Origin of the sequence: Rhodococcus sp. PAMC28707, assembly GCF_004795915.1 — a bacterium.
Classification (GTDB): Bacteria; Actinomycetota; Actinomycetes; order Mycobacteriales; family Mycobacteriaceae; genus Rhodococcoides.
In genome coordinates, this window is record NZ_CP039253.1 from 634,191 (window position 1) to 646,566 (window position 12,376).

Below are 12,376 nucleotides of genomic sequence, written 5' to 3' on the forward strand. Positions count from 1 at the left end.
GGCAGCGTAACCCTGTTCGAGGGCTTCGTAGTACCGCAGCGGAGAGTTTCCCTCGTACCCGTGTGGGACGGTATACGCATGAGCGAGCACAAAAGCCAGGCCGCAGCAGTCCGCCTCGCAGTGATATTGGGCGGCGCGGGCGTTCTCCACTTCGTCACACCCCAGTTCTTCGACATTCAGGTGCCTGCCGCGTTGCCGGGCAAAGCACGGACCTACACCCAGGTATCAGGGGTGGCCGAACTCGCCGTCGCTGCGACGCTCGCGGTGCCGCGGACCAGACGTCTGGGCGGTGCACTGGCCGCAGTCCTCTTCGTAGCCGTATTCCCCGCGAACATCGACCTTGCACGACGGTATGTCCAGAATCCGAAGACCTCTCCGGTAGTCAAGGCAGCCTTGATAGCCCGGCTTCCCCTTCAAATACCGTTGGTGACCCAAGCACTGGAGGCACGCCGTAACGCATCCTAGGTCGCTTCGAAAACCTGTGCCTCGCTGGCTAATTCCACGTGCGCGGTTCCGTCTATGAGCGCGGCGAGCGTCTTGACGTCCGGCAGGTCGCCCGGGGCGACAGTGCGCCCGCTGCGCACATAGTGGAATGCCGCACGAACCTTCTCGAGCGGGACAGGGTCCGATTCGGGGCGCGCAGCGGACATCAATTCGGCCCAGGCGATTCGATAGGCCGCCAGTTGCATGACCACCGACTGCTCTTCGGTAGCTGTCGGTTCCTTTCCGGTCTTCCAATCGATGACCGTCCAGCCTCCGTCCGGATCAGCGAACACCGCGTCGATGCGACCACGCAGAACTGTGCCCGCGACCGATGTTTCGAAGGGAACCTCGACTTCGATCGGGCTCCGGAGCGCCCAATCGGACGCGAGAAACGCGTGCTGCAGAGTCTCCAGATCGATGTCGGCCGCCGCGCCGCTGTCCGCAGAGCCCGGAAGTTCGTCCAGGTCGAGCAATCGAGTTGCCCCGAACCGCCGTTCGATCCAAGCGTGAAAGGCTGTCCCGCGCCGCGCGAGCGGGTTCGGTGGGAACGGTAGCGGTCGCCGGAGCCGTTCGGCCAACGCATCGGGATCTGCGGCGAGGTCGACCAATTGGCTCACCGAAAGATTCTCGGGCAACGCAATCGTCACCGTCGGGTGAGAGCGCTCCTCACGTTCGGCGAGGAGGGCATCTACATCGGCAGCCCAATTCTCAGGATCTGTGACGCTCTCGGGGGCCGCCTCTTGCGGTGACGTCGCTGCCGAAAGCGCCGCGATCACCGATCGCGCGCCGTTCTCCACGGCAGGGCGACGTGCCCCGAGTGGGTCGCGTGGCCAGATCGCTGAATACGGTTCGGCGCTCAGCGGATTGGCGGTACCGCTTTCCGGTGCTGGAGCCCATCCGTCGATCACCGCAACCGGATCGGATCCTGTGGCGGCGGACTCGTTGACGAACTTCTTCAGCTCGTCCAGGAACGGCGACGGACCGCGAGGTTTGGAACTGCTCTCGTCCCACTGGTGGCCGGAAACGAAGAGCGCACGCTCCGTTCGGGTAAGCGCAACGTAGAACAATCGGCGATCCTCGGCGAGACGGCGACGGGCCAGCGCGTCCTTGTGCCGACCGACAGCTTCTTGGAGATCCTTCCTGCTGTACAGCTCACTCAAATCCAACACGGGCACACCGTCGGAACCCTCCGCATCGAGCGCTCTGTCTCCCCGAAGGGCGGGCGGTAGCTCGGCCATTGCGCCGAGCCAGGTCGACGACGCAGTCGACGACGGGAACACGCCCTTCGAGACATGAGGGACAGCTACGACTTCCCATTCCAGGCCCTTCGCCGAGTGCACCGTGAGCACCTGCACGCGATGCGGTGACACCTCGACCTCGCCGGGGGCCAAACCGTTCTCGACTGTTTCCGCGGCCGCGAGGAACGAAAGAAACCCTGTGATCGTCGCCTTGGGGTTGTCTGCGTAATCAGCAACGACACCGGCGAACTCGTCGAGATGTTCCCGGCCGACGTCTCCTCCAGTTGTGAACGGTGTGCGCGCCTGAGCCTCGGTCCCGATTCCCATCAGCCGTTCGATGTCTGCGACGAGCTCGGTCAACGGCTGACCGATGCGCTCACGCAACGTGTGCAGCTCTGCTGCGAGTGCAGTGATACGGCGTCGGCCCATCTCCGAATAGTGCTCTGCCGGGCCTGGATCGGCGATTGCGTCCGCCAGACCCGCATCTTCGGAGTACTCGCCGGGCAACGAGCTCCCCAGCGCAGCGTCCAGTTCGGCGGCATCCTCGACGCGTCCCACCGCTCCATAGCCGGACCTTGTGCCCAGTTCTCTGGCCCGGCGAGAAAGTGCACGAAGGTCTGCGGCACCGATTTGCCAGCGGGACCCGGTGAGAATTCGCATTGCTGCGCTACCTGCCAACGGATCGGCCACTACTCTGAGCATCGCGATCACGTCGGCGACTTCGGGGATGTGGAGGAGGCCGCCGAGCCCCACGACCTCTACCGGAAGGCCTCGTTCACGTAGAACCTCGGCAATCGGTTCGGCGTCCGCGTTGCGCCGCACCAGCACTGCCGCGGTGGGGGGCGTGCGTCCGTTCTCGGCTGCGGACCGATACTCCCCCGCGATCCGGTCGCCCACCCACTCACGTTCACTGAGCACTGTGTCGGTGACCGTCAATCGAATATCACCAGGGGTGGCCCCCGGACGTGCGCGAAGTGTCGGCACACTGACTCCTGTTTGCCGGAGTGGCGCCGTGACGAGGTTGGCCAGCTCGAGCGCCTCCGGTGGGTTGCGCCAACTGGTCGACAGCTCGAGGCGCGGGGCAGGTGCACCTCCCGCCAAAGGAAAATCCGTCGCGAAACGCGGAAGGTTGGCCGCCGAAGCTCCACGCCAACCGTAGATCGACTGCATCGGATCTCCCACTGCGGTCAAGGCAAGGGTGGAATCGGAACCTCCTCCGAATAGTGAAGACAGCAAGACTCTTTGAGCGTGCCCGGTGTCTTGGTATTCGTCGAGCAGCACCAACCGGAATCGTTCACGCTCGGATCGGCCTACCTCGGGATGCTCGGCAGCGACTCGTGCAGCCATGGACATCTGACTCCCGAAGTCGAGTGCCCCCTCACGTCGAAGTGTCTCGGCGAGGCGGCTCACGAGGGGCAACAGCGCAACTCGCTTATGTTGCGCATCGAGAATGTCGAGCAGTTCTTTCGTGGGACCGCCGCGCTGCCCGGCACCTGGCGCGAGGGTGTGCACGAGCTTGTCGAGATCGGTGTGTGCCTGTCGCAGATCATCTGGATCGACAAGGTGCTCGGCGAGTTGCCCCGACAGCGCCAGCACCGTCTCGGTGATCGACGTCGGGTTGCGGTCGGTATCGAGGTCTCCGTCCCAGGTGCTGACGACGCGGTGGGCGAGTTGCCACAGTTCGGTTTCCGAGAGCAACGTGGCAGAAGGCTCGATAGGCAACAGCAGTCCGTGTTCGGTCAACAATCGTCCGGCGTACGAGTGGTAGGTGCTGACCTCCGGTTCTCCGCTCACGATGCGGTCACGTAGTTGCAGACTGGGGTCGAGTGCACGCACGACCTCCGATCCGGCCAGCCGCGCCAAACGAGCTCGGATTCTCGACGTCAGTTGCTGCGCAGCCTTTCTGGTGAAGGTGAGCCCGAGAACGCTGTCCGGGTCCACGAAGCCGTTGGCCACCATCCACACCACTCGGGCCGCCATCGTTTCGGTCTTACCGGCGCCGGCTCCGGCGACCACGAGTGTCGGTCCGAACGCAGATGCGATGACGGCGGCTTGTTCGGGTGTCGGTGGATGCTTCTGACCGAGAGCGCTCGCCAGTTCGATCGGATCGATTCGCGCTGAACCGACGTCGATCGGAGTCCGATTCTTGGAACGAGCCATCATCGGTCGGTCACCTGTCTGCCGGTCTCGTGCGCTGGGCAACTCGATTTCACGGGGCAGTGTCGACACCCGTCGTTGACGAACGCGAGAAACGTCGGCCCCTGCGTCGCGGACGCCGCCTCGTGCACGGCATCACGCCACTCCTCGAGGACCTCCGGTGTCGGCGCCGGCTGGATTCGCTGCGTCGCCCCATCCTTGTTGTGGGATTTGGCCACGAACACCAATCGTGCTCCCCCCGGTTCTCCCGCAGGCTCACCTGCGATGGCACCCGCCGCCGCTGCGACCTGATAGGTCGCCAGCTGGCTATGTCTGCGGGCGTCGTCTTTCGACATCACGGTCCTGGCAGTCTTGACGTCGATGATCACGGGGCGTCCGTCGGCATCACGCTCGAGTCTGTCGATCCGTCCGCGTAGGGCAACCGACGGTTCTCCCTCGGACCGTGACTCCAGAATGCCGTCGACCTCGACTTCGACGCCTATTTCGGTGAGTTCGCCGCGAGTACCGCGAAGCCATGCCTCGAAGGTATTCAACATGGCTTCGGTTCTTTCCAACTCGTGTCGCGAATACCACTGCGAGCCCAAGTCCACGCCATCCCAAGCAGTTTCGAGTGCCCGCCGAACCTGCTCCGGTGGCATCTTGCCTGCCACAGCCTGCACGAGGGTATGCACGAGAGTGCCGGTAACGGCGTGCGAATTGGCGCCGTCGTTTCCGCCGTGCCGATCGAGCATCCAGCGCAGAGGGCACGTGGTGAGCTGCTCGACCGTCGAGGGCGAGAGCGGTACGGGCCCATCTTCGAGGGTCCACAGCGGAGAGTCGGTACTGACTCCACCTATACCGAACCACTCTTTCGGGTCCGCCCCTTTCACACCTGCCCGCGCCAGCCGAGCAAGTTGCTGCGCAGCCCGATCGTGTTTGGCTGGATCATGTTCTGCGACAATCGGATCACAGACCGCACTGCGTAATTCTGCGACGAGCATCGGCAGTGCCAGGATACGACCGGACATGTGCGCCGGCGGAGCGTGGGGCGCATCGAGGTCCGGCTCTCCCCGCCCCTGTAGCTCGTCGATGAACCGGGACCTCACCAGATCGGTGTCGCCGGTACTCGAATCCACGGCGGTCACCAGTAGCACCGACCGCGCGCGGGAGCAGGCGACGAGAAACAGCTTGCGCTCCGCTGCCAGCAGGGGTGCTGTCTTCGACAGCTTGTCATCGATCAGCTCGCCGGCATCGGCGATTCCGGCAGCGAGATCGACCAGGGCCTCGGTACCGAGAAGACTTCCCCGCGAGCGAAGCCCCGGCCACAAACCTTCCTGCACGCCCGCGACAGCGACCAGTTCCCACTCCCTACCAGCTGCTGAGTGCGCACTCAGCACCGTGACCGCTTCGGGTTGCACGGTCGAACGGATGAAGTTGGATGTCGAAATCTGCTGTCCCGAGATGTAGTCGACGAAACCTGCGAGTCCCGCCTGGGGCAACCGGTCGACATACGAGGCGGCTGATTCGAACAATGCGACGACGGCGTCGAGATCTCGATCGGCCTGCGCACCGGTGGATCCACCCCGCGTCGAACTCGCGGCCCAGCGCCTCTCCAAGCCCGATGCCTGCCACGCTGCCCACAGCACGTCCTCGACCCCGCGACTTCGGCGCGCAGACGCTTTACGGACGACACCGAGTACCTTGCGCAGCGGCGCAGATTCGACATCGGACAACGCTGCGACAAAGCGGACATTGGGACGGGCTGACGCGTCGCGGTCGTCGGAGTCAGTGGGTCGTGAAGACTCAGGGGGTCGTGAAGACTCAGGAGGTCGTGAAGACTCAGGGGATTGTGCAGTCTCGACGATCAAAGCGCGCAGCAGTTCGGCAGAGTCGCGTTCGCCTCCCGAGGAGAGCTCGATACGTCGTATTCCGCGGCGCAACCGGCGCAGGCTCACCGGATCCGCACCGCCGATCGGGCCGGACAACAACGCCAAAGCGTCTTCGCCGTCGAAGGATTCGTCGACGATCGCGCGCAGCACGAGCAGTAAACCGACCGCCCCGTGTTGCCGATGCACGGGGATCTCGGAGGCAGGCGTGACGATCGGTACACCCGCGGACTGCAACGCCCGCCGCAGTGGCGCGATCGTCCTGGGCACGGATCGCACTACGACGGCCATGTCCGACCAGGGCATTCCGTCGTCGAGATGCGCTCTTCGCATGGCATCGGCGATGAGTGCCGCCTCCTTGGCCACTGACGGCAGGGTCTGCACGAGGGTGCGAGTTGCACCGTATCGAGGCTCTCCCACCGCTTCGGCACCTCGGTGTCTTCCTGTTCCGGAGAGCCTGCCCGCGATCGGTCCGGTGATCTCGACAATCTCGCTGCTACTGCGGAAGTTTCGATCGAGGACGATCCGTCGCTCCGAACCAGGCTCGGCGAGATCGGCGACGAACGACGGATCGGCACCGCGAAAAGTGAACACGGACTGGTCCGGATCTCCTGCTATTACCGTGCTCTCGGTGTTGATGCCGATGAGCCGAACCAGCTGCGCGGCCTGCGGATCCAAATGTTGGGCGTCGTCCACCACGAGATGTCTGATCCGAGCGCGCTCCGACGCCAGCAACTCGGGGTCGGTGGCGAATGCCATGAGTGCGCTGCCGATGAGCTCGGCAGCATCGAGACCAGGCGCCGTCGCTCCCGCTGCTTCCACCCCGACAGCACCACGCAGCAGCATCGACTGCTCGTACCTGGCTGCGAACTTTCCGACTGCGACCCACTCGGGGCGGGTGTGCCGACGCCCGAGCTTGACGAGATCTTCCGGGCCGAGGCCACGCTCGGCCGAGCGGAGCATCAAGTCACGAACCGCGGTGACGAATCCCGACATGCCGAGAGCAGGACGCACGCGCTCGGGCCAGTCAGCGGCCCCGTCTTCGATATCTCCCCGCAACATCTCTCGCACCACTGCGTCCTGCTCGGCACCGGTGAGCAAGCGTGGTGGCGGATTGCCGTAGATGGCTGCCTGCAGGCGGAGAACGGCGAAAGCATACGAGTGAACGGTCCGAACCAGTGGCTCACGAGTTGCACGTGGTGCCCGCTCCCCGGCGAACAGTCCAGCAGTTATTTCTTCCCGGACCGCCGTGGCAGCGCGCTTCGATTGCGTCAGTACCAGCACCGATTCTGGGTCGCCACACACAATCCGCGACACCGCGTAGTCGGCGACCAGCGCGGTCTTTCCCGTACCCGGGCCACCGAGGACTTGCCACGGGTTCCATCCGGGCGATCCGTTCGATGCGGCTTCGGCCGCATTTTCATTGCTGGCGAGAAGGCGGGCAGCGGGCCCGGTCCAGATGCGGCGATGGGACTTCACCTTGGGCGCCCGAAAGAGCGTGGTGGTACCACCGCCCCTGATGGTCGGTGCTCCGCTCGGATTCGCCGCAGTCATGGAGAGGATTCGATCATGCGCCACCGACAGACCCTCACCCGCGCGCGTGTTCGATGCTCGGTTTCTCGTCCACGTGCTGTGGGTCGGGCCGCGATGCGGCATAGTGTCAGCAGTGCCAGAATTGAACTTTCACCAGTACGGCCCGGACACCGGACCCGAGATCCTCGCAATCCACGGGATGACCGGCCACGGTGCTCGCTGGGGTGACCTTGCCGACAATTATCTTCCGCAGGCCCGCGTGCTCGCTCCGGACCTGATCGGCCACGGCCGTTCGCCTTGGACGCCGCCGTGGGATATCGGTGCGCAGGTCGATGGGCTCAAGACACTTCTCGACAACCATGCCCACGGGCCTGTTCTCGTCGTCGGCCATTCGTACGGGTGTGCGTTGGCGGTCCACCTTGCCGTGAAGCATCCCGAGCTCGTCCGCGGGCTCGTTCTGCTCGATCCCGCGATCGAACTCGACCCCGTCGACCTGCTCGAAGTGGCCGAGTTGACTGCGGTGCATTCCGAATACACGGACGCCGAGGAAGCAAAAGCCGAGAAGGTCAACGGTGCATGGGCCGATGTACCGCAGGCGCTACTCGATCTCGAGGTCGAACAGCACCTCGAGGCGATGGACAACGGCCGAGTCAAGTGGCGGATATCCACCGCAGCAATAGTCGCGTCCTGGGGCGAACTGGCCAGGCCGCTACTGGTGCCGCCGACGGATACACCGACCGTCGTCGTGCAGGCGAAGCGGGTGCAGCCGCCGTACGTCAGCAAGGAACTGAAGGCCGCATTCCGCGCGCAATTGGGCGAGAATCTCACTCTTGTCCAGTTGGATTGCAATCACATGGTGGCCCAGGCGAAACCCAAAGAGGTTGCCAAGTTGGTCCTCGAATTGCTGTAGATGGCTTCGATCACGGAGGAACACGTCGAGCGGGTACGCGAGATCATTGCCTCGGTTCCGCCCGGAAGGGTTGTGACCTACGGCGATATCGCAGCGGCCGCAGGATTGTCGAGTCCTCGAACAGTCGGGTGGATCATGCGCACCGACTCGGCGGACCTACCTTGGCACCGCGTCGTGCCCGCCAACGGAAGACCGGCCGCGCATCTGGCGACACGGCAACTCGCCGAGCTACAGAGTGAGGGCGTCGAGATTTGCGACGGCCGTGTATACCTCCGAACTGCCCGCTTCGATCTGGGCTGAACAACTTCAGACGATGTGCTCGACGGCAGGCGCGTCGGCCCGCAGGCCGAGATCTCCTGTTGCCACCTTGGCCAGTACATCCACCGCCGCAACGATTTCCGAAGCGGATCGGGTGAAGGGAATGCGCAGCCTGTCGTCGAAGGCATAGCCGGTTCCAAACCTGGTTCCCGAGACGAGAAGCAGATCACGGGTGGCCGCACGACGAACCAGGTCCTGCGAGGACAACCCCTGCGGCAGTCCGCACCACAGCGACAATCCCCCATCGGGAACGCGAAATGTCCAGTCGGGCAACTGGGTAGCCACCCGGGAGACGAGCAGATCTCTACGCTCGCGTAACCCTGCAACACGCTCGGCGACAATATCGTCGAACACCGCGAACAATCGGACAGCGGTGGCTTGCTCGACCATGGAGACCGACAACTGGCGACGGTTGTACACCCGAGCCATGCGGGAGATCAGCTGCTGATCCGATCTGACCCATCCGACCCGTAGTCCACCCCACACCGTCTTGCTCAACGAGCCTATCGAAATGGTTGCCGTACCTGGACCGGGAACTCCGAAGGGCTCGAGGGGATCCGAATGATCCAGTGTCAGATCGGCGGCGACCTCGTCCACGATGGTCAACACGCCGTGCCGAGCCAACGTCGCCGCCAGTCTGCGCCTGCCATCGGCTGTCATCCGGTTGCCCGACGGGTTGGAGAAGTCCGGCATGAAGTAGGCAAGTGTCGGGGCGTTCTGGCGCGCGGCACGGTCCACGTCCTCGACGAACGCGTCGGGGTTCCCCGCGTCGACCGCCACCGGGACGGGAAGAGCGCCGAAGCTCTCCAGTAGTTCCGGTGCCCCCGGATATGTCGGATGCTCTATCAAGACGCGATTGCCGGGACTGACGAACGTATCCAGTACGAGATGCATTGCGTCGCCCGCACCCGAGACGACCAACACCTGATCCGGCGTGGTGGGCAGGCCGCGTCGGGAGTATCTGTCCGCGATGGCTCTGCGTAGATCCGAGGTGCCCGGTGGGGCGTAGCCGTGCCCTGCCATGGTCTTCGCCAGTGACGACACCGCCTCGACGAGAGCATCTGCGAGGAACGGCGAGGCCTCCGGCGCCGCATTGACGAAATCGAGAACGCTCGAACCCTCCGAGCCCATCATCGATACCCAGGAACTCCCGTCACTGGGGACCGCGACGAAGGTGCCTGCCCCGTGTATAGCTGCCGCCCAACCTTGCTCGCGTAATTCGCGGTACGCGGAGGTGACCGTCACACGGCTGACGCCGAGTTGGGCCGACATCACCCGCTCGGGCGGCAGTCTCTTGCCCGCCGGGACCGTGCCGTCGGCAATGATTCTCCGCAACTGATTCGCCAACGAACGGTATAGCGGCATCCCCTCGATCTTGACCGATCCCATCAGTCCCGCAAGGGCGCGCGCATCTACCTCGGATTGAGTATCGACGGAATTGGAGGAAGAGCCGACGCGGGATGACATCAGTCCAGTTTCACACACAGGCCCTAGTAAATCTTGCCTATCACAGTCCAATAATGAGTCATGTTGATAATAGGACTGCTCCTGGTGATCCCAGCTGCCTCGTTGGCCTGGCTCCCCGTCATCGTGCGAAGTGGTGGTCGGTGCGGCCTCGACGGCCCACCCCGTAGCCATCGGCTACCCGAATCGAATTCGCGCACTAACCTGACAGAATGAACCTGGGGCAATTCGATCCGCGTCCGACCGCGAAGTACGCACTTGCCACTGCGAGTGGTTTCGTCGCGAGCGCCGGATTGGTCGTCGAAGAGGTCTCGGGTACGCGCGTCGTAGGTCATATCGAGCTCACCCCGGAACACTTCACCCCGTGGGGAGTGGTGCACGGCGGGGTCTACACGACCGCGGTGGAGTCGGCTGCGAGTATCGGAGCCAGCGAAGCGGTGAAAGAACGAGGCGAGTTCGCCGTCGGGGTCCACAACGCAACCGACTTCCTGCGCGCCAGCAAAGGTGGTCGCGTCGATGTACTGGCGGAACCGTTGCAGCAAGGCAGAATTCAGCAACTGTGGCTCGTCACCATCACCGCATCCGACAGCGGAAAAGCACTTGCACGCGGCCAGGTTCGGTTACAGAACGTCCCACTACCGGCGTGAACAGCGAGAATCCGAAGTTCGACGCGATCGTCCTGGCCGGGGGACGCGGCTCGCGGATGGGTGGGGTCGACAAACCTGCGTTGACCGTCGGACGGCGAAGCATGATCGGGATCGCAGTGGCGGCGGTGGGGCGGGCCGGTCTGATAGTGACGGTGGGACCGACGCGGCACGACCTGGATTCTCGTGTCCATCAGACCCAGGAGTCGCCTGCCGGATCGGGGCCGGTCGCTGCGGTCGCAGCCGGTCTGAGGGCGCTGCAGGAATCATCGGCAGATGTGGTGGTCATTCTTGCCGCGGACCTACCGTTCGTCGACGCGAACAGCGTCGACGCGCTTCTCGCTGCGTCACTGACCGACTCGACGGGTGCGACGTTCGTCCGTGACGAAACAGGCCGAACGCAATACCTTTTCGGTGTGTGGGATCGCTCGAAGTTGGCGTCGACACTGGCTCGGGTAGGCAGACTTGCGAACCGCTCCATGCGATCGATCGCCCCCGACGACTGTTCCGTCCTCGACCTTTCCGAAGTATCCGGCGATTGCGACACCGTCGAGGATCTCTACCGGGCACGAGCACAACGGGCCGTCGCCGATTCCATACCACCGGCGCTCACCGTCGACCAGGCCCGCCAGCGGATTCGAGAAAGACTTGCCCCTGGCGCGCCCCGACGAGTGCCACCGCTACAGGCACGTGGAGCGGTATTGGCCGAGCCGATGATCGCTACCCGCCCCCTCCCTTACGTGGACATATCGGCAATGGATGGTTATGCGATTTCCGGCAACGGCCCGTGGACTGTTCGAGGGGACACCGCCTATGCCGGTACAAGTGGACTTGCGGCCATTGCGCGGGGCCACGCTGTTCGCATCGCCACCGGTGCACACGTTCCCGCAGGCGCGACCTCGGTGGTCCGCGACGAATTCGTCGAGCTGGATTCCGCCGGACAGTTGCGCCTGTCACCGAATGTGACGCAGCAGGACGACACGCGGCGCCGCGGAGAGGATTGGCACTCCGGTGCAAAGCTAGCACCTGCCGGCACCTCCGTTTCGCCTGCAGTCATGTCTGTCGCTTTGAGCGCAGAAGTCGCCGAGCTGATGGTCCGCGGCCCGGTTCGCGCGCAAATAGTACTGAGCGGCAACGAGATCCAAGCTTCCGGTCCACTCGAATCAGGGCAGACACGCGACGCGCTCGGACCAATCCTGCCCCTGTATCTCCACGCGTGTGGAATCACCGTCGTCGACACCGTGTACCTCCCTGATTCACCGACTGCGTTCGAGGATTTGTTGAACACGTCGACGGCAGTGGACATCACGATCGTCGTCGGAGCAACCGGAGCAGGTGCCGCGGATCAACTCCGCACGGCCCTGGTCCATGCTGATGCCGAGACAGTGGTCGGTCGAATCCTGGTGCGCCCGGGCGGCTCTCAGATCACTGCGGTATTGCCGAGCGGACGAGTGGTGCTGGGGCTACCGGGTAACCCGCTGGCTGCCATCGGGACTCTGCTGCTCATCGCACCCACGGTGGCCGACGCACTGACCGGACGTACTCCGAGCGCCCCTCGTCTCGGCTACCTGACCAACCCGAAGGCCGTGAATTCGCCGACGGCTCGGATCGTTCCGGTGATGCGCGACGGCACCGGATGGCGAGCGGACACCGCTGTTCGCACAGCACATTTGCTCCACCTGATCGATCACGACGCGTTGGCCGTGGTGCCGGCCGACGTCAGCTCGACCGAACCGGTGGAACTGCTGCCGATCGTGCGTTGAA

Annotated in this window: 8 protein-coding genes; 5 read left to right on the forward strand and 3 right to left on the reverse strand. The window is 64.1% G+C overall.

Annotated elements, in window-relative coordinates:
* Positions 1-78 precede the first annotated feature (78 nt).
* Positions 79-465 carry a hypothetical protein gene (locus E5720_RS02930; protein WP_136169397.1) on the forward strand — a complete coding sequence of 129 codons (387 nt, stop codon included), beginning with the start codon at positions 79-81 and terminating at the stop codon, positions 463-465.
* Here the strand turns inward: E5720_RS02930 and E5720_RS02935 are convergent.
* Complete coding sequence (locus E5720_RS02935) at positions 462-3,884, reverse strand: ATP-dependent DNA helicase (protein WP_136169398.1); 3,423 nt, start codon at positions 3,882-3,884, stop codon at positions 462-464. The genes E5720_RS02930 and E5720_RS02935 overlap by 4 nt on opposite strands.
* Positions 3,881-7,297, reverse strand: a complete 3,417-nt coding sequence (locus E5720_RS02940) for an ATP-dependent DNA helicase (RefSeq protein ID WP_136169399.1) — start codon at positions 7,295-7,297, stop codon at positions 3,881-3,883. Before E5720_RS02940 ends, E5720_RS02935 begins: the two co-directional genes overlap by 4 nt.
* Before the next feature lie 112 nt (positions 7,298-7,409).
* Here E5720_RS02940 and E5720_RS02945 point away from each other — a divergent pair, with 112 nt between their 5' ends.
* Both E5720_RS02945 and E5720_RS02950 read left to right on the forward strand, forming a co-directional pair.
* Positions 7,410-8,186, forward strand: coding sequence for an alpha/beta hydrolase (locus E5720_RS02945; protein WP_136169400.1), 777 nt, complete (start codon positions 7,410-7,412; stop codon positions 8,184-8,186).
* Positions 8,187-8,486, forward strand: a complete 300-nt coding sequence (locus E5720_RS02950) for an MGMT family protein (RefSeq protein WP_136169401.1) — start codon at positions 8,187-8,189, stop codon at positions 8,484-8,486.
* Between the two features lie 6 nt (positions 8,487-8,492).
* Here the strand turns inward: E5720_RS02950 and E5720_RS02955 are convergent, their stop codons facing one another.
* A complete protein-coding gene (locus E5720_RS02955) occupies positions 8,493-9,971 on the reverse strand; it encodes a PLP-dependent aminotransferase family protein (protein ID WP_136169402.1) in 1,479 nt (492 codons plus the stop codon).
* A gap of 209 nt (positions 9,972-10,180) precedes the next feature.
* On the opposite strand from E5720_RS02955, the gene E5720_RS02960 reads away from it, so the two are divergent.
* Positions 10,181-10,615 (forward strand): PaaI family thioesterase, encoded by a 435-nt coding sequence (locus E5720_RS02960; protein WP_136169403.1) that lies wholly within the window; start codon positions 10,181-10,183, stop codon positions 10,613-10,615.
* A gap of 56 nt (positions 10,616-10,671) precedes the next feature.
* Positions 10,672-12,375, forward strand: coding sequence for an NTP transferase domain-containing protein (locus E5720_RS02965; protein WP_136172407.1), 1,704 nt, complete (start codon positions 10,672-10,674; stop codon positions 12,373-12,375).
* Position 12,376: the final 1 nt, after the last annotated feature.